The organism is Acinetobacter sp. ABJ_C5_2, from assembly GCF_044538485.1.
Classification (GTDB): domain Bacteria; phylum Pseudomonadota; class Gammaproteobacteria; order Pseudomonadales; family Moraxellaceae; genus Acinetobacter; species Acinetobacter nosocomialis_A.
In genome coordinates, this window is the sequence record NZ_JBIUCS010000007.1 from 87313 (window position 1) to 110742 (window position 23430).

Below are 23430 nucleotides of genomic sequence, written 5' to 3' on the forward strand. Positions count from 1 at the left end.
TCCAACGCAGCGTTTTGAGTTGGAATTGAAACAATAACCCTTTAGCGCATTCCAAATCCTGACAATATGCCTGTGTAATTTTTTACAGGAGGTGAGGCCCAATCACCAACTTTGCTGGTTTTTAAATTTAACTGAACTAACATTTCAGCTTGTTTAACTGCTGCTGCAACGCCGTCAATAACAATCACTCCCAACTCGTTTTGTAGTTTTAGACATAAATCACTCATACCTGCACAGCCCAAAACAATCGCATCGCTTTTATCTTCTACCAGTGCTCTTTTGCACTCATCTCGTATGGTTCGATAAGCATCTGAGTCAGGAAGCTCCAACTCTTCAACTGCAATGTCACAAGCTCGAACATTTTTGCAAAATGGTGTAGCCCCATAGCGATGAGCCAGATGCCAACTCATATTCACTGTGCGTTGTAAGGTTGTGACCACACTAAAACCATTACTGACATAACTTGCAGTTCGCATAGCTGCTTCGGCAATCCCAATCACAGGCGCTGAAGTCATTTCACGGGCAGCATAAAGCGCAGGGTCACCAAAACAGGCAATAACATAAGCATCTACGCCTAGAAGTTCACCTTGGTGAATTTCTTCTAACACACCTACTGCACTTAGAGCTTCATCATAATAACTTTCAATTGTTGCAGGTCCCATTTGAGGACTCACAGCAATAATTTGAGTATCAGAATTTGCGACTATCTTTGCTGATGCAGCAATTTTGTCAGTCATGCTTTGGGTGGTATTAGGATTAATAATTTTAATTTTCATTGTACTTTTACCTTAGTCATTGCTGATTTAGCATGGGCAAGCGGTTGGTTAAGAAATCGGTAAATGACAAAACCGAATCCCATACCAATAAACCATGTGAAATTAGCCAGCCCAGACAGTTGTGGTAAAAGTACGCAGAGAATAGGAATTAATGAAGCTGGAATTAAGGCATAAAAGGCAGAGTGGTTATAACCATTTTTGTACCAATACAAACCCTTGGTATCTAAGGTATATAAATCATCTACCACAATTTTTTGTTTTTTAACAAGATAAAAATCTGCTAGCAATACACCAAAAAGTGGACCGATAAATGCACCTAAAATATCAATGGTGTAATGGATCACTTGAGGGTTATTAAACAGGTTCCATGGGGTAATGAAAATTGAACCTACTGCTGCAATCATTCCACCCATACGCCAGCTAATTTTGCTCGGTGAAACATTAGAAAAATCGAAGGCAGGTGAAACAAAGTTAGCGACAATATTAATTCCGATGGTGGCAATCATTAAGGTTAAACTGCCTAAAATAACCACAAATGTATTATCAAGTTTTCCAACCATCTCCACAGGATCTGTAATGAGCTTGCCGTAGACTGGAAGCGTTGCAGCAATACACACCACAGTAAGTAAAGAAAAGCCTAAGAAATTAATCGGTAGTCCAAGAAAGTTACCCATTTTAATCGCGTTAAAGCTTTTGCCATAACGAGAGAAATCACCAAAATTCAGCATAGGGCCTGAAAAATATGAGACAACAAGCGCAATAGCACCAATCATGACTGGTACAACCGCAAAACCGTCGTATTGAACACCGCTCAAGTTTAAATCAATATTTTGCCATCCAGCTTTCCAAATGAGCCATACGGCCATCGCAAACATTACAACGTAGACAGCTGGACCTGCCCAGTCAATGAATTTACGAATGCTGTCCATACCAGACCAAAAAACAATCGCTTGCAGTAGCCAAAGCAGCATGAAGCCAACCCATCCTAAATAGGAAAGTCCAAGAAAGCCATAAGTTGAAACATCGGCATAGACCGACCATTCTGGAAAGAACTTTAAAATGACCAATAAGAAAGCACTTGAGGCCAAATAGGTTTGAATGCCATACCATGCGACAGCAATAAGACCACGAATAACAGCAGGAATATTTGCACCAAGTACACCAAAGGTTGCGCGGCAAATAACAGGATAGGGCGTACCAGTTTGTTGGCTAGACTTGGCAATCAGGTTTGTAAAAAACTGAACTATGGCAATGCCGATGAGTAAAGATAAAAGTACCTGCCAGCTATTGAGCCCAAGTGCAAAAAGGCTCCCAGCCATGACATAACCGCCGACACTATGAACATCAGACATCCAGAAAGCAAAAATATTATAAGCGCCCCATGTTTGCTTTTTTAAAGGAGCTAAGTCTTGATTTGTCAGTTTTGCATCATAAGAAGGTTTAATTATTGCTTCGGTATTATTCATCTTGAACACTCACTTCCTTAAGATGGAGGCACTTTCAGCAGCATTGTTTTTCTGTCTAAAAGAATGAAATTAATATTGTGTACAATGTGATATTTAAATTGTGCACAATATTAATTGAGCAAAAGTTATGCCAAATTTACGAAGTAGCGCTTATGAGTTATTTAAACTGGTATGGATTTTGGATATGAAGAGACAGATTTATAAAATGGGAAGTGCTTAATTTTTTATAAAAAGTAAGTAAATTGAGGTGTATAAGTGGATATTTAGAGATTTAATATTGAATCGCTCAGCTCAGTATAGATGGTGTGAAAATAAGAGCAATATTCCAAAACGCTTAAGTTAAACTTACACTATTGTCATTAGATAAAGTTTTAAAAAGAGGGGGCATCAATAAAAATGGAGAAATCAATGTCATCGAATGCACCAAAAAAAGCCGTAGAAATGAGCAATGATGAAATTGATGACCATATATATAACGCTATTGTAGATGCTATTTTAAATCGACAACTTGGCCCTGGCGCACGTTTAGTTGAAGCACCTTTGTGTGAAGCATTCGGCGTAACGCGAGGAGTCTTAAGACGTGTTTTCGTCAAGCTTGCACATGATAAGGTCATCGAAATTCAGCCCAATCGTGGAGCACTCATCGCAAAACATAGTGCTCATGAAACAAAAGAGGTCTTTGAAGCACGCAGCATGCTTGAAATCGCTACTGTAAAAAAGCTAGCTCAAAAGTCACATCACCTAGATTTTAGTGAGCTTCGAGGTTTAGTAGATCAAGAGTCTCATGAGCGTTTAGCTGGCAATTGGGCCGAGTGGATTAAGCTATCAGGGCAATTTCATTTAAAGCTGATTGAAGCAAATCAAAATACGATCATGTCCAGTTATTTGCAGACGCTTATTGCAAGGACTTCGTTATTAATTGGGTTATATGAAATTCCCAAACATAATAATTGTTCGGCAGATGAACATCGTGCAATTTTAAATGCCATTGAGCAAGGCGATGAAAAACGAGCCACTCAATTGATGGAAGAACATTTAGAACACTACGCGACGACATTTGTTGAAGAAGACAGCACAGCAACAGCAGAGCAAAATTTATTAAATTTATTTAAAAATAAGAAGATTGAAACTATTTAAACTAACTAAAAAATAATGGGCCAATTCCTATGGAAAAGGCCCAGATTGGTTATTTTATAGGAATGATTTGATGCGTTAAAAAATCAATAAATAGTTTTACTTTCTTCGATAAAATCTTACGGTTTGGCCATGTAACATATAAGTGAAGTGGCTGACTGGTGTAGTCCTCCAAACATTTCTGTAATTTACCTTCTTTGTAGTAAGGCTCTGCAATAAACTCTGGAAGAAAGACGATACCGTGATCTTTTAAACACATATCTAATAATAATTCACCATTATTACAGGTCATCACAGGGAAGCAATTAAAGGACACTTCTTTTTGATCTTTTTGGAAAATCAATTTTTTATGTCGACTATCCTGATAGTAAATCAGAAATTTATGTTCTTTAAGTTCTTCTAATGACTCTGGTAATCCATGCTGATTAAAATACTCAGGTGTCGCATATAGATAGCGCTGATAAGTATTTAATATTTTGCTATTTGCTAAGTTTGGAGGAGAGCCATCTACTCGAATGGTTAAATCAAATTTATTATTATTCATGTCTAGTAGTTGATCAGTCATGAATAGATCAATTTTGATGCTGGGATATTTCTCAATAAAATCTGAAATGATATTTTGAAGAAAAATATTGCTAAAAGACATTGGCGTATTAAGCTTGAGTTCGCCTTCTGGGTACTGCTGGTTGTAGCTAATTTCGTAGGCAGCCCATTCAAACTCACTTAAAATGACTTTACTATGCTGATAAAACTTTTCTCCACAAGAGGTGAGGTTCATCTGTCTTGTGGTTCGGGTTAACAGTGTGGTTTTCAGGTCATTTTCGAGGTAGCAAACACGTTTGGCCACTAAGTCACGAGAGATGTCGAGTGCTCTGGCTGCGCTACTAAAATTCCCATGTTCTACGACACTTACAAAAGTGGAAATACAGTCTAATCGATCCATGGTTAAGCAAAAGTTAAAAAAATATATATCAATGATTAAACTATAAAAATTAAAAAGCAATCATTGATTTTATTGTATTCGTACAGCATACAGATTCGTGCTGATTTGCTGTCTATGCTTTTACATTTTTATCTGTTTTGATAATGACCAGTAAGCAATTTTAATGCATTACTCATAAGGAATAATGGAGTTTACCCATGAATAAGTCACTTTTAGAACAACTTTCACCAACAAATTGTCAGGTTATTTTTATTGATCATCAGCCACAAATGGCTTTTGGGGTACAGTCAATAGACCGCCAAGTATTAAAGAATAATACGGTAGGATTAGCAAAAGCAGCTAAAACATTCAATATTCCTGTCACCATTACCACGGTTGAAACTGAAAGTTTCTCTGGTCATACCTATCCAGAACTTTTAGATGTATTTCCAGATGCTCCATTACTAGAACGTACTTCAATGAACTCATGGGATGACCAAAAAGTACGTGATTCGCTTGCAAAAAATAATCGTAAAAAAGTGATTGTTTCAGGTTTGTGGACTGAAGTGTGCAATAACACCTTTGCTTTTGGCGCCATGCTTGAAGGTGATTACGAAATTTATATGGTTGCCGATGCTTCTGGTGGTACATCAAAAGAAGCACATGATTATGCCATGCAACGTATGATTCAAGCAGGTGTTGTTCCAGTAACTTGGCAACAAGTCTTACTCGAATGGCAACGTGATTGGGCACATCGTGATACGTATGATGCAGTTATGGCTATTGTACGCGAGCATTCTGGTGCTTATGGTATGGGTGTGGACTATGCCTATACGATGGTACATAAGGCGCCTGAACGTACAACATCAAAACACGAAGTACTTGCACCAGTTCCTGCAAAATAAAACAGTACTGATTTAGGTAAAGGCATGTCTAGTATTCAATATTTAAGTGATATTAATACAGAATGCCTTTATTTTTTAGAACGATAATTCACAAGAATGGAGTTCAGAATGACCGAAATAAACCTCATACTCATAAACGGTAAAATCACAACACTAGATCCTCAGAACCCCGAAGTACAAGCAATTGCGATTGCAGACGGTAAAGTCGTACGTACGGGTACAAATGATGAGGTTATGAAGTTCGCAACACCTACAAGCAAAGTCGTAGACTTAAATGGTCGTCGCGTTATACCTGGTCTAAATGACAGTCATCTGCATATTATTCGTGGTGGCCTAAATTACAACATGGAACTGCGCTGGGAAGGTGTGCCATCCGTTGCAGATGCACTACGCTTGCTTAAAGAGCAAGCAGATAATACGCCAGCTCCACAATGGGTCCGTGTAGTAGGTGGTTGGACTGAGTTCCAGTTTGCCGAAAAGCGTTTACCGACTTTAGAAGAAATTAATAAAGCTGCACCAGATACTCCTGTATTCGTTTTACATTTATATGCCAGTGCCTTGTTGAACCGAGCTGCGCTTAATGTATTAGGCTTTAACAAAGACACACCAGACCCACCGGGTGGCAAGATTGTAAGAGATGAAAAGGGTGAGCCAACAGGTCTGTTGCTCGCTACGCCATCGGCTATGATTTTATATTCGACCTTAGGTAAAGCGCCGAAATTGCCAGTTGAAGATCAAGTCAATTCAACTCGTCATTTCATGCGTGAGTTGAACCGATTAGGCATTACTTCAGCAATTGATGCAGGTGGCGGCGGTCAAAATTATCCTGAAGATTATGATGTGATTAAGCAATTGCATGATCAAAATCAGATGACAGTGCGAATCGCTTATAACCTATTTGCTCAGAAGGCAGGCCAAGAGCTTGATGATTATCGCCGTTGGACAGAAATGACATTTCCGGGCGATGGTGATGAGCTATTTAGAATGAATGGAGCAGGTGAGAACCTGACTTGGTCGGCAGGTGACTTCGAAGATTTCTATGAGCCACGTCCAGATTTACCGGAAAAAATGGAAGGTGAACTCGAAGCTATTGTAGAGCACTTGGCTGAAAAGAAATGGCCATTCCGTATTCATGCCACCTATGATGAAAGTATTAATCGTTTGCTCAATGTATTTGAGCGCGTCAATTCAAAACAGCCATTTGCAACTCGATTTATTATTGACCATGCCGAAACTGTATCTGAGCGTAATATCGAACGTATTGGTGCGTTAGGTGGTGGTATCGCCATTCAACACCGTATGGCATATCAAGGTGAGATTTTCGTAAAACGCTATGGAGCAGAGGCTGCTCAGGCAACGCCCCCAATTAAGAAAATGTTGGAACTTGGTGTTCCTGTGGGTGCCGGAACAGATGCGACTCGTGTTGCCTCTTATAACCCTTGGGTATGTTTGTATTGGCTAAGTACTGGTAAAACAGTTGGTGGTTTGCCACTCTATGATGAAAAAAATCTATTAGACCGTCAGACAGCACTTAAACTCTGGACTAAAGGTTCGGCTTGGTTCTCAGGTGAAAAAGATGTTAAGGGTTCACTGACAGCAGGGGAACTTGCTGATCTAGTCGTATTGTCCGATGACTACTTCAAGGTTGAAGCAGAAGATATCCAGTGGATTGAGTCTGTACTCACTATTTTAGGCGGAAAAGTGGTATATGCAGGTGCAGAGTTTAAGCAAGATGATCCGCCGTTACCGCCAGCATCTCCAACATGGTCTCCAGTAAAACGCTTTGGTGGTCAGTGGCGTTTATCCGAAAATCGTAATGCACCTTCGAATCAATCATTACAGTCACAAAGTGCATTGTGTGAATGTGCTAGCAGTTGTGGCATGCATGGGCATAGCCACTCATGGATGTTTGATGTTCCTGTAAATGATAAGGATAAAAAATCTTTCTGGGGTGCACTCGGGTGTTCTTGTTTTGCATTTTAAATAAAATAGTATGGGAACCTGCTTCGTTAAATGGCTTGCTTCCCTAAGGTATGTACGATGAAAATGTACTTGTTATCTTTGGCTGTAGGGTTGCTCGTTGGTGTCTTATATTACGTTTTAAATGTTAAGTCACCAGCTCCACCTCTTGTTGCGTTAGTCGGATTATTAGGCATGGTAATAGGAGAGCAACTCCTTCCTTTTATCAAATCCTATTTTTAATCCGTTTCATTCAAAAAAAGCTAAATGGTGTCATGCCATTTAGCTTTTTATATTAATAAGTATCTTCAATTACTTTATACGATGGCCTTGTTCGTCAATAATCACTTCGCCATCTTCTTTTGCAAAATAGCCTAAGTTTTGTGAATCTAAAATGTCGAGCACCACTTCAGAAGGTCGGCAAAGTCGTGTGCCTTTTGGTGTAACCACGAATGGGCGATTAATTAAAATTGGGTACTGAACCATAAAATCAATTAACTGCTCATCGGTCCAATGATCTTGTTCCAACTCTAAATCTTTATATGGATCAACATTTTTACGAATTGCTTCACGTACAGTTAGGTTTGAATCCTTAATGAGTTGGATTAGCTCATCTTTACTTGGTGGTGTTTTTAAATATTCAATAACGAGAGGTTCAAGCCCGGCATGACGAATGAGTGCCAAAGTATTGCGTGATGTGCCACATGCAGGGTTATGGTAGATCTTCACTAATTCAGTCATGGTAAATTTATTGTCAAATTAAGATATTGCATTTATATATGGATATCCGTATATTTGCAATAACGAATATATTCTGTTGAAGATATGATCAACCAAGTCGATTTCTTTAAATGTTTATCTGACCAAACTCGGTTAAATATTCTTAAATTAGTTCTAAACAAACAAAATATTTGTGTTTGTGAGCTAACAGAACAGCTTGAGTTGAGCCAACCGAAAATCTCTAGGCACTTAGCCTTATTAAGAACTCATGGCGTATTGCTGGATGAAAGAAAAGGACAGTGGGTCTATTACAGCTTAAATCCTGATTTGCCTCTATGGGCTTTAGATATTTTAAAGGTTATAGAAAATGACGCGAGTGAGACAAGAGTAAAGCAACAAGATCAGCCTTTCATCACTACAACGTGCTGTGATTAATCTTCCTAGATTTCTGTCTTAAAAATTCGGTTTTCTAGCATAGGTGCATTAATCATTTGTGTATTGAACAAAATTAATCAATTCTTTCTTCGAGTAGAACATGACCAGACAAGGGCTTTCATTTTTAGATCGAAACCTGACGCTGTGGATTTTTATTGCGATGGCTTTAGGCTTAGCGATTGGAGTTTTCTTTCCTCAGGCATCTGTGTCTTTAAATGAATTAAGTGTAGATAACGTTAATATTCCGATCGCAATCGGCTTAATTTTGATGATGTATCCACCTTTAGCAAAGGTTGATTATGCTGCGTTACCAGAAGTATTTAAAGATAAGAAAACCTTAACTTTATCGTTGGTACAGAACTGGATTATTGCTCCAGTTTTAATGTTCATTCTTGCGATTGTTTTTCTACATAGTTATCCAGAGTATATGACTGGCCTTATTTTAATTGGCTTAGCACGTTGTATTGCAATGGTTCTGGTTTGGAACGGTTTAGCCTGCGGTGATAATCAATATGTTGCAGCGTTAGTTGCCTTTAACAGTATTTTCCAAATTTTATTCTTTAGCACCTATGCTTGGTTTTTTTTGACCTTTTTGCCGCCGTATTTTGGTATGGCAGGGCAAGTCATTGATGTGAATTTCTGGACGATTACACACGCGGTTTTGGTGTACTTAGGTATTCCATTTTTAATGGGATTCTTGACACGTTTGATTTTAGTCAAGTCGAAAGGGTTGGAATGGTATCAAACTAAATTTTTACCAAAAATCAGCCCAATTAGTTTAATTGCTTTACTTTTTACCATCGTGGCGATGTTTAGCCTAAAAGGTGGTGATGTAGTGAGCTTACCTTTAGATGTATTACGTATTGCGATTCCACTCACGATTTACTTTGTCGTAATGTTCTTTATTAGCTTCTTTATGAGTAAACGTATGGGGAATAATTACCCGCGTACAGCGGCAATTTCATTTACCGCGGCAGGTAATAACTTTGAGTTGGCTTTAGCTGTTGCTATTGCAACTTTTGGTTTGGCATCACCAGTTGCTTTTACTACAGTGATCGGGCCGTTGGTTGAAGTGCCAGTTTTAATTTCACTCGTTACAGTTTCTCTTTGGTTAAAGAAAAAGTATTACTCTTGAAAACGTAGCAAAATTTAAACTATTTTTTTGCTAAAAATGACTTTAACAAAGTGCCTTTATATAGGCACTTTTTATTGCCTAGCTTTTAAACTTAGGTCATTGTCGGTAAAAGTTTTTGCATAAGTTCAATGAAATTTGACACTTTAGCCGAGTTTTCATTTTCACGTGTAATCAAGTAAATAGGCGCATTCAGTTTTATTGAATCATCAAATTCTCGATATACAATTCCATGTTCCCAAAAGTTATGCATTGAGGCTGGCACAATTGTTATACCAATTCCAGCAGCGACTAAATTTAATGTTGCGGTAGGTCGAGGTGCTTCCTGAACAATGCGCGGACTAAAACCTGCTTGATAGCAACTATATAAAATATTGTCATATAAGCCTTGTCCTGAAGAACGACGGTATAAAACAAAATTCTCATCAGATAAGTCAACTAAACTAATTTTCTCTGTTTTTGTAAGTGGATGGTCTATGGGCAATGCCACAACCATTGGCTCATCTAATATGTGAAGATGTTTTAACCCGATATCACGACTAATGGGTGCTCTCAGAAAAGCAATATCAAGTTTTTCGGAAATTAACCAATCCAGTTGCTTTTGACTGCCTGCTTCTTCAAGTTTGGTTTGTACCGCAGGATATATTTCACGATATGAGCGCAATACTAATGAAATAAGCGGATGTAAACCTGCGGAACTTGTAAAACCAATATTGAGTTGTCCAGTTTTACCTTGGCTAACATCTTGGACTAATTTTGGAATATGTTTGGCATGTTCTAATAAAAGTTGTGCTTCTTTAAATAAGGCTAAACCTGCTTCAGTCGGTTCAATGCCACGAGGCTGGCGAATAAGTAACTGTGTCCCGAATTCTTCTTCAAGCTTTTTGAGTAAACGCGTCAAAGGTGGTTGTTGAATAAATAATCGGTTTGCAGCATGCGTGATATTTCTTTCTTCTACCACCACCACAAAGGCATGAAGCTTATGTAAATCTAGCATAGGAATACCTTTAGGGTATGGTTAGTGAAAATAAAAGCATTTGTAGATATATCATAAAAGTAGCATTCTATCTTGGTCAGATAAAGTGAAAAGTAACGAAAATGAACCATGTTGAGATTGCTGTGCAGAAGGAGACCGTACCGACCTGCACAGAACTGTTTTTAGGTTTTTTAACATTAGGTTTAATCGGATTTGGTGGTGTATTACCTTTGGCTCGTAAAGTCGTTGTAGAGCAGAGGCAGTGGCTAAGTCCTGAAAAATTCACTGAGTTACTGGGTCTGTGTCAATTTTTACCGGGCGGCAATATCATTAATTTATCTGTTGCGATTGGCATGGAGTTTCGCGGTGTCCGTGGAGCGGTGAGCTCACTGATTGGCTTGATCCTTGCGCCTACGATAATTGTTGTACTTTTACATTATGTCTATGAGCAGTTCCAAGACAACCTTATGGTTAAGCATCTTTTTGAAGGGCTGGGAGCAGCAGCAGCAGGGCTTTTGGTGGCAACAGGTTTGAAAATGCTTAAGCCTTTATTGCGTAACCCAATAGCGATGTGTGTTGTTGTGGCAGCAATAGTTAGCATTGCTTTTCTAAAAATCTCTTTGCTTTTGACCATGCTGATTTTGTTGGCACTTTATTCAACTATTATTTGGAGACGTGTGTAATGGGCGCAGTTCTACTTACTTTAGCCATCATTTTTACTCAATTGTCTCTTATTGCATTTGGTGGCGGCAATACAATTTTGCCTGAAATGCAACGCCAAGTCGTTGATATTCATCATTGGATGACGGCACAAGAATTCAGTGCATTGTTCGCCATGGCTCAAGCTGCCCCTGGTCCGAACATGATGATTGTACCGTTGGTAGGGTGGCATGTAGCAGGGCTGTCGGGTCTACTTGTGGCCTCTACCGCTAAATTTTTACCTTCATCTCTTATTACTGTGTTTGTAATGAGAGGCTGGTCTAAGTTCAAAGACAAAAAATGGCGCCGTGTTTTACAGCTTGCTTTACAACCTGTCACTGTGGGAACTGTGCTTGCCAGTGCTTGGATTATTTCTGAGGCAGCGGCAATAAATACTTTACTTATTATTATGGTCATCATTGCAACTTTATTATCTTTAATTAAAAAAGTTCATCCTTTACATGTCTTAATTGCTGGGGCTGTATTTGGTGTGGTCTTACTCTAGTTTAACCAGTTTGCCGACCTGCGTTGGGATAAGTTCAGGTTGGCTTTTTTTGATTGAAGAAATGATAAAATCTAAAAAACCGATCAAATATATAAAAACATACTGTTTCACCTATTTTGTGTTTTAACGTACTATGCATCTATTGAAAGAATTTGGATGTATTGGAGTAAAAACAGATGTTAGATCAAAACATTAAAACTCAATTAAAAGCTTACTTAGAACGTTTAGAAAGTCCAATCGAATTAGTAGCTGCTTTAGATGAATCAGATAAAGCGGCTCAAATTAAAGAGTTAGTGACAGAAGTCGCTGAGCTTTCTGACAAAGTGACTGCCCGTTTTGATGGCAACAATACACGTCGTCCAAGCTTTGGTGTAGCTAAAGCAGGTGAACAGCCTCGTGTGTTCTTTGCTGGCTTACCAATGGGACATGAGTTTACGTCTTTGATCTTGGCACTGTTACAAGTATCTGGCTACGCACCTAAAGTGTCGGATGAGGTTTTAGATCAAATTAAAGGTTTAAACCTCAAAGCCAATTTTGATGTATTTGTTTCGCTTAGCTGTCATAACTGTCCGGACGTGGTACAGGCGCTTAACCTGATTGCTATTTACAACCCGAACACTACAGCAACCATGATTGATGGTGCATTCTTCCAAGACGAAGTTGAACAACGCAAAATCATGGCTGTACCAATGGTGTTCCGAGACAATGAGCACATTGGTCAAGGTCGTATGACCCTTGAAGAGATTGTGGCAAAACTCGATACCAACTCAGCTGAAAAAGATGCAGCAGCACTCAATGCCAAAGATGCCTTTGATGTATTGGTGATTGGTGGTGGACCTGCAGGTGCAACAGCTGCAATCTATGCAGCACGTAAAGGCATTAACACCGGTATCGTAGCTGAACGCTTTGGTGGTCAGGTGATGGATACCATGGACATTGAAAACTTCACTTCAGTGCAAAAGACTCAAGGTCCTAAGTTTGCTGCCGAGATGGAAGCCCATGTTCGTGAATACGATGTGGATATCATGAACCTGCAACGTGTCAGCAAAATCACAGGTGCCAACCAAACTGCAAATGGTCTGGTTGAAGTTGAACTTGAAAACGGTGCCAAACTTGAATCGAAAACAGTCATCCTTTCAACAGGTGCACGTTGGAGAGAAATGAATGTACCGGGTGAGCAAGAATACCGTACCCGTGGTGTAGCATATTGTCCACACTGTGATGGCCCATTGTTCAAAGGCAAACGTGTTGCTGTGATTGGTGGTGGTAACTCAGGTGTTGAAGCTGCAATTGACCTTGCCGGAATTGTTGAGCATGTGACTTTAGTTGAATTCGACACCAAACTTCGTGCAGACCAAGTGTTGCAAAACAAATTGCATAGCTTGCCAAACACAACTGTGATTATGAATGCCTTAAGTACAGAAGTGTTAGGTGACGGCTCACAAGTAACCGGTCTTAAATATAAAGACCGTGCCACTGATGAAGAGCATGTGGTAGAGCTTGCAGGGATCTTTGTACAGATTGGTTTACTCCCAAATACTGACTTCTTAAAAGACAGTGAAGTTGAGTTAACCAACCGTGGAGAGATCATTGTCAATGACCGCAACGAAACCAATGTACAAGGTGTCTTTGCTGCGGGTGACTGTACCACTGTGCCTTACAAGCAAATCATTATTGCTACAGGTGAAGGCGCTAAAGCATCCCTTTCTGCGTTTGATTACATCATTCGTTCTGGGCAGTAAAATCTAGTCTAAAACAAAAGAGCCAAAGGATATCCTTTGGCTCTTTTTATTTTTATGGTTTATACAAACCGTGTTCAACTAAATGCTCTCGTAAAATACGACGCAATTCTAATACCGCTTGTGGTGTTAACTGAATAGAGTGTCCACCCGGAAGTACTTTCTCAGACTTTGCACCGTCTAAGTGAGCACTTTTATAAGGAACAATACCATCGGTGATCACATTTGGATCATCGCTCTTGGTAATGTTACCCATAATTGAGTGGAAGACTAATCCTTGGTGTGGGTTAATATTTTCCGTAAGCTCCATAAATTTAGATTGATGACTCAAATCACTTGGACCATTTTGAATCAAACCATTATCAATGTTATTCAAGAAATCTTTAACATCTAAATTTTCAGTGGTGAGTGAAGTGGCAACAGCAGATAAAAAAGCACCCGGCAAACGAATAATTTTACGAGCAGCCAAAGTAAACCATCGGTCTGCATAATCTGTACCTCTATGAGGCGATGCCAAGAAAATTGCACGATCAAAGTTTCCAATTGAATGCATTTGCAATCGCTCGGTAACCATAGGATGTTTTTTAAAACGGTTTTGTTGACGTACGGTCATCAACTTCAAGGCTGGTTGAGTAATATCACCATCGCTGACCAGCAAACGGCTAATAATACCGCCCATACTATGACCTACAAGCACAGCATCGTGTGCAGCAGGGTCATTGGGGTTTAGCGAACCGAACGCTTGTTTAAGCAGAGCATAAATCTGGAAGCGACTTTCCAAAATTGGCATATTGGTCGAGTAGAAAACTTGCCAAACCTGATAGTTATCTCTTAAAACAGTATCGCCCATGACATCGTTGGTGAGTGCAATCCATGCCTCGGGGCTACTTGCCAAACCATGCACCAACACAATAATTTTTTTGTTTGGATTATAAGGTTCGAGCATATATAAATGCGGCATAGTTAAATGCTGATCACGATCAATCAGGCTTAAATAAGCCGCTACGCCTAAGTTATTTTCAGCTAGCCATAAACCATAAGGTGCAGAGAAGTTCGCAGCTAGAGGGTATTGCTTACCAGCGACATTAATATTATCGGTGCGATAAGGGTCATAAACTCGAATTACAAATTCTGGGTTATTTATAATGTCTTGAACAGTTTTGGCATTTTTAGGCTCAGCCACAATCGTTGCTGCTAAATAACGGGCATGGTGAATATTAGGATTTACACCATTTTTATAGCTGTAATTGAGTGGATCTAAAATATATTCATTAATGTCTTCTTTTCCAGAACTCGGAAAAACAGCCACAAATTCAGAACCGAAACCATCACGACGGTTGATCGTTCTTAAACCAGAAAAATTTAAGTTATAGCTCGAAATTAATTTCTCTAACTTTTGACCAGTTAATTGTCTATGAAACTCAAAGTCTATTGAATAAACACTCTTACCAATATGGATTTGCGGCTCTACCACATTTTTTTTTGGGTATCTTAAATCATAGACACTCACCATTTTGGCAATGGCTTGATTATAAAAGTCGCGTATTTGAACTTGTCTGTTATCAAAAATGCGATCGGTCGGCTGACGTTTGGTTGAAAACAAATAGGCATAACTATAACGAATGCTCTTGTCGAGTAAGTTCAATTGCTGGTCTAAGCAATCGTCATATTTATTCTGAATCGCTTTTTGTTGATCAGACACTTTGTGTTTAGTGAATCGACTAATTTTACACTCGGAAGAATCTGATAAAGCCATCGCTTTTGCCAGATACATTTCGCTTGCAGCAGATAACAGCTGTTCGTCTAAAATTTGGGGAAGATTTTTAAGCTGATTAACACAGGTGTCAGGGGAGTCTGTACAGGTTTTGGCCTCTTGTCCTGACATAGACAAAACGTTAAGACTTGCTTCACTCAGTTTATCTTGGGTAAGAATACTATTACGTTCATTTGCAATAGTAACGTTGAGAGCTTGTTGCTTAACATTGACCACCTGACATCCACTCAGAATTGAACCGAGGAGTATGACCGTGAAGAGCGCTGAGTTTCTTTTTCTAACAAACATTATGGTCAAATATGTGGATCAGTAATATGCTGATCATACAAATTTTAAAGTATTTTTCAATTGATCAAATATAAAAAAAGGGCTGTCAAATCAGCCCTTTTTAATAAGCCTATACTCTTACTTTTTTGCAGGTGCAGTAGTTGGAGTAGCTGGTGCCATAGCAGGGTTTGTTAAAACTTGCCATACATTCCAACGACCTTGTTTTTCAATTTCTTGAATTAAACGATCTGCAACTTCAGCTTCGTCAGGGTATTTAACCTTGTAATTTTTCAAAGTCTGAATCGCATTTTTCTTTTGTTCCATTGCAATATAGTTATTTGCAGCGGCTAAATATGCTTCTTGAACATTGCCTTTAATGGCTTTGTCTAAGTATGGAATAGCTTCACGTTGACCACCACCTTCAGACAAACCAAAACCAAACCAGAAATTCGCTTCTGCATCGTCTGGGTTAATTTTTAAAAGTCTTTGTGCATACTCTAAAGATCTAGTTGTATGCGCAGTACCTAAATCGAGATTACGGGCAAGTACGCTTGCTTTAAAAGCACGAATAAGAATATCAAATGACGCATTTGGATTAGCAGCTAATGTATCTAAGCGCTGAGTGACTTCTTTAAGTTTGCTTTCAAAACCTTTACGTTCTTGACGGTCAGTAAAGCGAGGTGGGTAGTGACGAGCTTTACCTTCAACAAGTTGTAAGAAGTCATCAATTTCAGTCACATCAATTTCATTATCGCCCGCTAAAACTGCGTATTTCATTGAACGTTGTGAATTATTGATAGTAGGTACAATTAATTTATTTGTATCTAATGTAAGTGATTTAGTTGGATCGTCCTGACGAGTTACCACCATTTTAGTTACAGGCTGTGCTGCAGCTTCTTTTAAAGCGACTTCAAACGCAGGTGGAGCATCATAATTAAATGGATTTAACGCATAAAATGGAGGAGTAAGCTCTGGTTCCTTGAAAACAAAAGGTTCAATTTTTTGTTCTTTTACAGGTGCCATTGTACACGCTGTTAAACTAGAAGTTGCAAGGATTAAATACGCCAATGGCTTAAAATTCATAGGATCTTCCGTTCATTTTAGTAAAGTCAGATTTGGTACAGCTAAGTCTAGGAAAAGCTAAACCCACTTGCAAGGGTAAGCGTGTTACATTATGAATCAAGAATATTACGTTTTTGATGTCTTGTTTTGTGCACCGCATTCACGACGAACTTCTTCAAGAATTTTTAGCTCTTCATCACTAAAAGGCTGTTCATCTTGGCTTTCTTTTTTGAAAGTTGGGTCAAGTTCAGATAAGCGTTGGCACAAACTATTCATACGTGTTTCATTATGTTGAATACGGTCAAGTAAAACTCGCATTCCTTCTAAAATTGGGTCAGATTGATCAGCAGTAGTCGCATACGGAGCAAAACCAATACTCTGTGCATAATCACGGCGACGTTCTTCATCTTTATCTTTAGTTTTGTCGGCATCTTTATAAATATAGCGAGCAGGGTTTCCAACTGCTGTTACACCAGCAGGAACCGCTTTTGTCACCACAGCATTTGAACCAACTTTAGCACCTTTACCTACTGTAAATGGGCCTAAGATTTTTGCACCGGCCCCTACAACCACGCCATCTTCTAGCGTTGGATGGCGTTTGCCAGTTTTCCATGTGGTACCACCTAAGGTAACACCATGATAAAGCGTTACATCGTCACCAATTTCAGCAGTTTCACCAATTACAACACCCATACCATGATCGATAAAGAAGCGTTTACCAATTTTGGCACCAGGATGGATTTCAATACCTGTTGCAAAACGGCTAAATGATGAAACAAAGCGAGCAGTCCCTTTGCAATCTTTTTTCCAAAGCTCATGTGCAAGTCTGTGCAAGAGCAAGGCATGAATACCAGGATAAGTGGTGAGTACTTCAAATGTATTTCGTGCAGCAGGATCTCGCGCGAATACAGCCTGTATATCTTCTTTAAGCTGTTTAAGCATTGGATTGATCCTCCTTATCCGATGATGCTTTTTTCCATTTGCCGCTAGTCAGAGCTTGAACTCGACTAAAAATACCGCGAAGTAAATGATATTCCATACGATCTAATTGTATACGACCAAATAAACGACGCAAGCGTAAAGGTAATAAACGAGGATTTTCTGGATCTAAAAATTCAATTTCAGTGAGCATTTTTTCCAAGTGAGGGTAAAACTCTTCCATTTGTTGCTGAGTGACTAAAGGCTCATCCCATTGCATGCTTTGACCTTGGGCAAGTGGCATTTGTCCATCATCAAAAACAGACTCTTTTTGCTCTAATACCGACATGCGAAGTTCGTAACATACAACTTGAATCGCTTGAGCAACGTTAAGTACACCATAGTCCGAGTTTACAGGAATAGTAAGGTGATAGTTTGCCAAAGCTAATTCTTCGTTGGTTAAGCCGCGGTCTTCACGTCCGAAAACAATAGCAATCTGCTGACCTTGTGAAGCTGCCTTAATTGCTTCTTTGGAAGCAGGGCGCACATCAAGCAAAGGCCATGGAATAGTACGGCTACGCGCACTCGTTCCAAAAACTAAATGGCAATCTTTAATCGCGTCTTCGAGTGTTTCAACAATTTCAACTTGTTCTAATAAATCTTGTGCACCAGCAGCAAGCGCCTGAATATCTGGATGTGGATAGATCTTTGGTGAAACCAGAACCAATTTACTCAAGCCCATTGTTTTCATTGCGCGTAAAGCACTGCCAATATTAGCAGGCAAAGTGGTATTGACCATGACAATACGCACTTGTGCTAATTGTTCTGACACGGCGGTGTCGTCAAACAAACTCATAAGATTTCCAGAAATTACGAATATTGAGAAACTTCGCTTTGGTATGAATCCAACGCATCATCAATAGTCATGTCCACAGGAGGTGAGGCAACAGGTTGTGGACGAACAGGTTCTGCTGCTTTAGCTGCCTTAGATTTTACCTGATATTCAATATGAATATTATCTTTACCAAAGTAATCTCTCAGTTTGGCAAGAAGTTCATCTAAAGGAGCGACTTTCCATTGCGGACCAAGCTGAAGCTCAGCTTGAGCATATGGTTGGTCAATCTGTAGTTGTATTGCAATATGCTGATGCATATCGACGTTACAATAAGGCAATAATATATTTTGTAGATCTTTAGCCAAACTTGGTTGCATTAAATCATGGGTTAATTTGATTTGAATACTGTTGGCACGTTTTTGTCTGATTTCATTTAAGTTAAATGCTTTGTTTAATCGCCCCATTGGACGATCAAAGCCTTCACGCTCATAAATTTCGCCTTCAAAGACGACTACACGTTCAACTTGAATGATATCTTTAAAGCGTTGGAAACGCTCATGGTTACAGCTTACTTCAATACGTGCTGTTCCATCGTCGAGTACGATAACAACACGGTTTGGGAAGTTGGCTACATCAAGAACAAGACCTGCATAAACAGTCGTTACGCCACGACGAGTTGCTGTAATTTCATTAAGTTTTGCAGGAATAAAGGCTTTGAGTTCTTGACGGTAAACATCAATAGGGTGACCTGTTAAATACAAACCAAGTGTGTCTTTTTCACCCTTAAGACGAACTTCATCGCTCCATGGCTTAACTGGCTTGGCAGGTTTACGTTGAACTTCTTCAACTTCACCAAATAAGTCCATAATGCCGCTTTCACGGTTACTACGTGCTTGTTCAGCAGCTTGTACGGCTTCAGGCAATTGAGCCATTAAACTCGAACGTTCAATACCTAAACAATCTAGCGCACCAGCACGGATAAGTGCCTCTAAAGTTCGTTTATTGATTTTTTTCAAATCAATACGGTGGCAGAAGTCGAATAGGTCGGTATAAGGCCCTTGTTGACGACGTGAATCAATAACAGACTGCATTGCCTGTTCACCAACGCCTTTAATTGCACCTAAACCATAAACAATGGTTTTATCATCACTGGCATGGAAATGATAAGTCGACATGTTAACCGATGGAGGTAGAACTTCGAGTCCATTATTTCGACAGTCATCAATCAAAAATACGACACTGTCAGTGTTCTGCATTTCCGATGACATTACCGCTGCCATAAATTCGGCAGGATAATGAGCTTTTAACCATGCTGTATGGTATGCAACAAGCGCATAAGCAGCTGCGTGCGATTTGTTGAAACCATAGCCTGCGAACTTTTCCATATAGTCAAAGATATGGTTGGCTGTGCTTTCATCAATGCCTTTTTGTCCAGCACCTTCAAGGAAGATTTGGCGTTGTTTCACCATTTCTTCAGGTTTCTTTTTACCCATTGCACGGCGAAGTAAGTCAGCGCCACCGAGCGTATAACCCGCACAAATCTGTGCAGTTTGCATTACCTGTTCTTGGTAAACCATAATCCCGTAGGTTGGCTCTAACACGCCTTCAAGCAAAGGATGAAGATATTCAAAATCTCCACCATGCATACGGTGAATAAAGTCAGGAATCAGGTCCATCGGGCCCGGACGATACAAAGACACGAACGCAATAATTTCTTCGAATTTACTTGGACGTGCTTCTTTCAGCATTCGTTTCATACCGACGGATTCAAACTGGAATACCGCGGTTGTATTTGCATCGGCAAAGACAGAATAAGCTTTAGGATCGTCAAGAGGGACGTGAGAAATGTTTAATGGGTCATTGCCACGATTTTTATTAATATTTTGAATCGCGTCTTCAATAACCGTTAAGTTACGTAAGCCCAAAAAGTCAAATTTTACGAGACCTGCAGCTTCTACGTCATCTTTATCGTATTGAGCTACACGGTTAGTACCGTCGGCGTCACAAAGTACCGCAGAGAAATCGGTAATTTTACCGGGTGCAATAACAACACCACCGGCATGTTTACCAGTATTTCGGGTAATACCTTCTAACTTTAATGCCATTTCCCAAATTTCGCTGGCATCATCGTTATCGGGGTTTGAAGGGTTAGTTACGATATCTTTAAGCTGAGGTTCCATCTCAATCGCAGTTGCCAAATCTACACCGAGTGGTTTAGTTGGAACCATTTTTGAAATACGGTCAGCTAGACCATAAGATTTACCTAAAACACGGGCAACGTCACGAATTGCTCCTTTTGCAGCCATGGTACCGAACGTGGCAATCTGGGAAACCGCTTCACGGCCATAAGTACGTGATACATAGTCAATAACACGGTCACGACCTGCGATACAGAAATCGACGTCAAAGTCGGGCATCGATACACGTTCTGGGTTTAAGAAACGTTCAAAGAGTAGATCGTAACGAAGAGGGTCAAGGTCGGTAATTTTTAAGCTATATGCAACCAATGAACCAGCACCAGAACCACGGCCCGGCCCTACAGGGACACCATTATTTTTTGCCCATTGAATGAAGTCCATGACGATAAGAAAGTAGCCGGGGAATCCCATTTTAAGAATGATTCCGACTTCATAATCAATTCGCTCATCATATGGCTTACGAATTTCTAGCCAGTCTTCACCACGTTTTTCAACTGGGTAAAGATAGTTTAAACGCTCTTCCAAACCTTCTTTTGATAAGTGCTCAAAATAGCTGTCGATGGTAAAACCATCAGGAATTGGGTACTCAGGTAAGAAGTAAGTGCCGAGTTTTAAGCTGACATTACAGCGTTTAGCAATATGGTAGGTGTTTTCAATAGCACTTGGGATATCTGAAAATAGCTCGATCATTTCATCTGAGGTTTTGAAATGCTGTTCCGGGCTATATAAACGTGGACGTCGGTCATCTGCTAAAACATAACCATCTGCAATACATACACGTGCTTCGTGTGCTTCGAAGTCTTCTTTTTCAACAAAGTGCACATCGTTATGTGCAACTACACCAATTTTGTATTTAGCTGCAAGTTTGGCAGCTTCTTGAATAAAGTCTTCTTCGCCCGGACGATCAGTACGTGTTAAAGCAAGATAAACACGATCGCCAAACTTTTCGATCCACTCTTCAAGTAACGGTTCAGCTTTTTGTGGGTTAGATGAGCAAAGCATTTGTCCAACATCGCTGTGCTGACCCAGTAAAACAATAATATCTTGGTGTTGTTCTAGAACCCATTCTTTTTGTACGCAAGGGATACTGAGTTGTTGACCTTCAATGAAGCCACGCGAAACAATTTCAGTCATACCTTTCCATCCAACCTCACTCATTGCAAGTAACGTTGCACGATGCTGGGCATCGTTAAGACGGATGGTGCTACCTAAAATAGGTTTAATACCTTTTTTTAGACAAGAGTTATAAAACTTTACAGCAGCATGCAGGTTGGATAAGTCGGTAAGTGCCAGCGCAGGCATTTCATCCTTTACAGCAGCCTTGACCAAGTCGGGTATGCGAACAATCGACTCTGTAATCGAAAATTCTGTGTAAATACCGAGATGAACAAACTGCATAAACCAATCCTTAATGCGACCGAAGCATAGTTTAACACGCAAAGTTCAAACGAAATGCTTAATATTTTGGCAACTGTTATGGATTTTAGTATTTAAACAGAATGTTGAGAACACGAAAGTGGAGGATTGACCAAAGATGGAGCGTATTTTCAAGGAGAGAATTAAGGAGAAAAGAACCAGCCCAAATCAGTTTGGGCTGGTTGAAAAACTTAGTACTGCCAGAACATACGTTGAATTTCTTTAGCATCATTAGTCTTAGTAAGAGCTAAAGCTGCAAGAAGACGTGCTTTTTGTGGGTTTAAGTCATGAGCAGCTACCCAACCATATTTATCATCAGGTTGTTCAGCATTACGTAATACGAAACCTTGTGGTACACGTGATGAACGGATAATTTGAATACCGTCTTTATCATGAAGTTTTTGTAAAGTTGGAACGATATAGTTCGCAACAGAACCGTTACCTGTACCCGCATGGATAATCGCTTTAGCGCCAGCTTTTGCATATGCTTCATAAGCATCAGGAAGCATAGAGTCTGAACCGTAAACGATTTGTACGAGTGGAAGTGCATCACCTTTAATATTTTCAATATTAAATTCTGAAGCATTTGCAAAACGTTTAACAGACTGTCTGAACCAGTATGGTTTACCTTCAACTAATGTACCTAAAGCACCCCATTGGCTAACAAAAGCATTTGTATGAATGTTAATGCCTTTAGTTACATCACGTGCAGCAAAAATAGAGTCGTTCATGAGAACCATAACGCCTTTATTTTTTGCTTCATCAGAAGCTGCTAAAGCAACTGCGCTATAAAGGTTAAGTGGTCCATCTGCTGAAAGTGCAGTTGAAGGACGCATTGAACCAACAACAACAATTGGTTTGTCAGTATGAACAACAAGATTTAAGAAAAATGCTGTTTCTTCTAAAGTATCTGTACCATGAGTAATTACGACACCATTCACAGATGGCTTCTTAACAAGGTCGTTTACTTGACGAGCAATTTGTAATAATTCCTTGTCAGTAATACTTTCAGAAGCAACCTGTAATGCTTGAATGCCGCTTACATTTGCCAAATCTTTGATTTGTGGCACTGCATTGATTAAAGCATCAACTGGAACTTTTGCTGCTGTGTAAGTTGCACTATTTGCTGAGCTTGCACCAGCACCAGCGATTGTACCGCCAGTAGCAACGACAACAACATTGTTTTTTGCGTAAAGTGGGAGAGAGCAGGCCAATAAGCCCATAGCTAAACCGAAAGATTTAACAGTTTTAGTCAACATCGAAAATATCCTTATGAAGTGACGAAGTAGAAGTTTGCTGAATACGCCTGCTTGTCCTAAGCAAAATACATACCATGTAAAACATATTCGCAACTTGTTTGAATAAGAAGCATCCCTGAATATCATTTTGTTTCGACAACAATCATTTAGTCATTGCTCTTATTCAGCGCTAATAAATATCATGAAAAAAATAAAAAATCTATTAAGTTTTTCTAATTTATCTCTCTTTTTTTACTTTTTTATATAAAGATTACAAATGACTTTTTTATTATTATAAAAATAGAAAATAATAGGTGGTTTTGAAGTTTTATTTACCATATGATAATTTTATGC

General features: G+C 39.4%; 20 protein-coding genes. 9 read left to right on the forward strand and 11 right to left on the reverse strand.

The features are described from left to right. Positions 1–41 precede the first annotated feature (41 nt). The gene (locus ACH8JV_RS09985) at positions 42–776 is read right to left on the reverse strand and encodes an aspartate/glutamate racemase family protein (RefSeq protein WP_396521025.1); all 735 of its coding nucleotides are present in this window, start codon (positions 774–776) and stop codon (positions 42–44) included. Next, positions 773–2242 (reverse strand): NCS1 family nucleobase:cation symporter-1, encoded by a 1470-nt coding sequence (locus ACH8JV_RS09990; RefSeq protein WP_005111104.1) that lies wholly within the window; start codon positions 2240–2242, stop codon positions 773–775. Before ACH8JV_RS09990 ends, ACH8JV_RS09985 begins: the two co-directional genes overlap by 4 nt. Before the next feature lie 396 nt (positions 2243–2638). Between ACH8JV_RS09990 and ACH8JV_RS09995 the strand changes: the two genes are divergently transcribed. After that, positions 2639–3379, forward strand: coding sequence for a GntR family transcriptional regulator (locus tag ACH8JV_RS09995; RefSeq protein ID WP_396521027.1), 741 nt, complete (start codon positions 2639–2641; stop codon positions 3377–3379). A 49-nt stretch (positions 3380–3428) separates the two neighbouring features. Here ACH8JV_RS09995 and ACH8JV_RS10000 read toward each other — a convergent pair whose 3' ends face one another. Beyond that, the gene (locus tag ACH8JV_RS10000; protein ID WP_049836460.1) at positions 3429–4319 is read right to left on the reverse strand and encodes a LysR family transcriptional regulator; all 891 of its coding nucleotides are present in this window, start codon (positions 4317–4319) and stop codon (positions 3429–3431) included. A gap of 197 nt (positions 4320–4516) precedes the next feature. Here ACH8JV_RS10000 and ACH8JV_RS10005 point away from each other — a divergent pair, with 197 nt between their 5' ends. The 3 genes from ACH8JV_RS10005 to ACH8JV_RS10015 all read left to right on the forward strand — a co-directional run bounded on the left by ACH8JV_RS10005 (position 4517) and on the right by ACH8JV_RS10015 (position 7405). Next, positions 4517–5203 carry a hydrolase gene (locus ACH8JV_RS10005; protein ID WP_001043290.1) on the forward strand — a complete coding sequence of 229 codons (687 nt, stop codon included), beginning with the start codon at positions 4517–4519 and terminating at the stop codon, positions 5201–5203. A gap of 108 nt (positions 5204–5311) precedes the next feature. Then, positions 5312–7186, forward strand: coding sequence for an amidohydrolase (locus tag ACH8JV_RS10010; RefSeq protein WP_396521029.1), 1875 nt, complete (start codon positions 5312–5314; stop codon positions 7184–7186). Between the two features lie 57 nt (positions 7187–7243). Next, the gene (locus ACH8JV_RS10015; protein ID WP_000784879.1) at positions 7244–7405 is read left to right on the forward strand and encodes a DUF1427 family protein; all 162 of its coding nucleotides are present in this window, start codon (positions 7244–7246) and stop codon (positions 7403–7405) included. Positions 7406–7474: 69 nt separating this feature from the next. Here ACH8JV_RS10015 and arsC read toward each other — a convergent pair whose 3' ends face one another. Further along, positions 7475–7903 (reverse strand): arsenate reductase (glutaredoxin), encoded by a 429-nt coding sequence (arsC, locus tag ACH8JV_RS10020; RefSeq protein ID WP_396521031.1) that lies wholly within the window; start codon positions 7901–7903, stop codon positions 7475–7477. 84 nt (positions 7904–7987) lie between these two features. Here arsC and ACH8JV_RS10025 point away from each other — a divergent pair, with 84 nt between their 5' ends. After that, complete coding sequence (locus tag ACH8JV_RS10025) at positions 7988–8317, forward strand: metalloregulator ArsR/SmtB family transcription factor (protein WP_135925033.1); 330 nt, start codon at positions 7988–7990, stop codon at positions 8315–8317. Positions 8318–8417: 100 nt separating this feature from the next. Continuing rightward, positions 8418–9452: an ACR3 family arsenite efflux transporter gene (arsB, locus tag ACH8JV_RS10030; RefSeq protein ID WP_396521033.1), complete on the forward strand. Its 1035-nt coding sequence runs from the start codon at positions 8418–8420 to the stop codon at positions 9450–9452. 91 nt (positions 9453–9543) lie between these two features. Here the strand turns inward: arsB and ACH8JV_RS10035 are convergent, their stop codons facing one another. Continuing rightward, the gene (locus ACH8JV_RS10035) at positions 9544–10446 is read right to left on the reverse strand and encodes a LysR family transcriptional regulator (protein ID WP_396521035.1); all 903 of its coding nucleotides are present in this window, start codon (positions 10444–10446) and stop codon (positions 9544–9546) included. Positions 10447–10547: 101 nt separating this feature from the next. On the opposite strand from ACH8JV_RS10035, the gene ACH8JV_RS10040 reads away from it, so the two are divergent. The 3 genes from ACH8JV_RS10040 to ahpF all read left to right on the forward strand — a co-directional run bounded on the left by ACH8JV_RS10040 (position 10548) and on the right by ahpF (position 13371). Beyond that, positions 10548–11108 (forward strand): chromate transporter, encoded by a 561-nt coding sequence (locus ACH8JV_RS10040; protein WP_013198158.1) that lies wholly within the window; start codon positions 10548–10550, stop codon positions 11106–11108. Beyond that, entirely contained in the window at positions 11108–11629 is a 522-nt protein-coding gene (locus ACH8JV_RS10045) for a chromate transporter (RefSeq protein WP_396521037.1), read from the forward strand. The genes ACH8JV_RS10040 and ACH8JV_RS10045 overlap by 1 nt, the downstream gene beginning before the upstream one ends. Positions 11630–11805: 176 nt before the next feature. Beyond that, positions 11806–13371 carry an alkyl hydroperoxide reductase subunit F gene (ahpF, locus tag ACH8JV_RS10050; RefSeq protein ID WP_396521039.1) on the forward strand — a complete coding sequence of 522 codons (1566 nt, stop codon included), beginning with the start codon at positions 11806–11808 and terminating at the stop codon, positions 13369–13371. A 52-nt stretch (positions 13372–13423) separates the two neighbouring features. On the opposite strand, the gene ACH8JV_RS10055 is transcribed toward ahpF, so the two are convergent. The 6 genes from ACH8JV_RS10055 to ACH8JV_RS10080 all read right to left on the reverse strand — a co-directional run bounded on the left by ACH8JV_RS10055 (position 13424) and on the right by ACH8JV_RS10080 (position 23097). After that, on the reverse strand, positions 13424–15430 hold the full coding sequence (locus tag ACH8JV_RS10055; protein ID WP_396521041.1) for an esterase/lipase family protein: 2007 nt from the start codon (positions 15428–15430) through the stop codon (positions 13424–13426). Between the two features lie 117 nt (positions 15431–15547). Then, the gene (locus tag ACH8JV_RS10060) at positions 15548–16492 is read right to left on the reverse strand and encodes an ABUW_2363 family tetratricopeptide repeat lipoprotein (RefSeq protein WP_396521043.1); all 945 of its coding nucleotides are present in this window, start codon (positions 16490–16492) and stop codon (positions 15548–15550) included. 105 nt (positions 16493–16597) lie between these two features. Further along, on the reverse strand, positions 16598–17413 hold the full coding sequence (cysE, locus tag ACH8JV_RS10065) for a serine O-acetyltransferase (protein WP_311071465.1): 816 nt from the start codon (positions 17411–17413) through the stop codon (positions 16598–16600). Next, on the reverse strand, positions 17406–18245 hold the full coding sequence (locus tag ACH8JV_RS10070; RefSeq protein WP_396521045.1) for an RNA methyltransferase: 840 nt from the start codon (positions 18243–18245) through the stop codon (positions 17406–17408). Before ACH8JV_RS10070 ends, cysE begins: the two co-directional genes overlap by 8 nt. 14 nt (positions 18246–18259) lie before the next feature. Continuing rightward, positions 18260–21820, reverse strand: a complete 3561-nt coding sequence (gene dnaE / locus ACH8JV_RS10075) for a DNA polymerase III subunit alpha (RefSeq protein ID WP_396521047.1) — start codon at positions 21818–21820, stop codon at positions 18260–18262. Positions 21821–22029: 209 nt separating this feature from the next. After that, positions 22030–23097 (reverse strand): type II asparaginase, encoded by a 1068-nt coding sequence (locus ACH8JV_RS10080; protein WP_022574713.1) that lies wholly within the window; start codon positions 23095–23097, stop codon positions 22030–22032. Between the last annotated feature and the right edge of the window lie 333 nt (positions 23098–23430).

What these genes read in the sequence shown, in the direction of transcription:
- ACH8JV_RS09985 (WP_396521025.1), bottom strand. Translation starts at nt 776, where the DNA reads ATGAAAATTAAAATTATTAATCCTAATACCACCCAAAGCATGACTGAC.
- ACH8JV_RS09990 (WP_005111104.1), bottom strand. Translation starts at nt 2,242, where the DNA reads ATGAATAATACCGAAGCAATAATTAAACCTTCTTATGATGCAAAACTG.
- ACH8JV_RS09995 (WP_396521027.1), top strand. Translation starts at nt 2,639, where the DNA reads ATGGAGAAATCAATGTCATCGAATGCACCAAAAAAAGCCGTAGAAATG.
- ACH8JV_RS10000 (WP_049836460.1), bottom strand. Translation starts at nt 4,319, where the DNA reads ATGGATCGATTAGACTGTATTTCCACTTTTGTAAGTGTCGTAGAACAT.
- ACH8JV_RS10005 (WP_001043290.1), top strand. Translation starts at nt 4,517, where the DNA reads ATGAATAAGTCACTTTTAGAACAACTTTCACCAACAAATTGTCAGGTT.
- ACH8JV_RS10010 (WP_396521029.1), top strand. Translation starts at nt 5,312, where the DNA reads ATGACCGAAATAAACCTCATACTCATAAACGGTAAAATCACAACACTA.
- ACH8JV_RS10015 (WP_000784879.1), top strand. Translation starts at nt 7,244, where the DNA reads ATGAAAATGTACTTGTTATCTTTGGCTGTAGGGTTGCTCGTTGGTGTC.
- arsC (WP_396521031.1), bottom strand. Translation starts at nt 7,903, where the DNA reads ATGACTGAATTAGTGAAGATCTACCATAACCCTGCATGTGGCACATCA.
- ACH8JV_RS10025 (WP_135925033.1), top strand. Translation starts at nt 7,988, where the DNA reads ATGATCAACCAAGTCGATTTCTTTAAATGTTTATCTGACCAAACTCGG.
- arsB (WP_396521033.1), top strand. Translation starts at nt 8,418, where the DNA reads ATGACCAGACAAGGGCTTTCATTTTTAGATCGAAACCTGACGCTGTGG.
- ACH8JV_RS10035 (WP_396521035.1), bottom strand. Translation starts at nt 10,446, where the DNA reads ATGCTAGATTTACATAAGCTTCATGCCTTTGTGGTGGTGGTAGAAGAA.
- ACH8JV_RS10040 (WP_013198158.1), top strand. Translation starts at nt 10,548, where the DNA reads ATGAACCATGTTGAGATTGCTGTGCAGAAGGAGACCGTACCGACCTGC.
- ACH8JV_RS10045 (WP_396521037.1), top strand. Translation starts at nt 11,108, where the DNA reads ATGGGCGCAGTTCTACTTACTTTAGCCATCATTTTTACTCAATTGTCT.
- ahpF (WP_396521039.1), top strand. Translation starts at nt 11,806, where the DNA reads ATGTTAGATCAAAACATTAAAACTCAATTAAAAGCTTACTTAGAACGT.
- ACH8JV_RS10055 (WP_396521041.1), bottom strand. Translation starts at nt 15,430, where the DNA reads ATGTTTGTTAGAAAAAGAAACTCAGCGCTCTTCACGGTCATACTCCTC.
- ACH8JV_RS10060 (WP_396521043.1), bottom strand. Translation starts at nt 16,492, where the DNA reads ATGAATTTTAAGCCATTGGCGTATTTAATCCTTGCAACTTCTAGTTTA.
- cysE (WP_311071465.1), bottom strand. Translation starts at nt 17,413, where the DNA reads ATGCTTAAACAGCTTAAAGAAGATATACAGGCTGTATTCGCGCGAGAT.
- ACH8JV_RS10070 (WP_396521045.1), bottom strand. Translation starts at nt 18,245, where the DNA reads ATGAGTTTGTTTGACGACACCGCCGTGTCAGAACAATTAGCACAAGTG.
- dnaE (WP_396521047.1), bottom strand. Translation starts at nt 21,820, where the DNA reads ATGCAGTTTGTTCATCTCGGTATTTACACAGAATTTTCGATTACAGAG.
- ACH8JV_RS10080 (WP_022574713.1), bottom strand. Translation starts at nt 23,097, where the DNA reads ATGTTGACTAAAACTGTTAAATCTTTCGGTTTAGCTATGGGCTTATTG.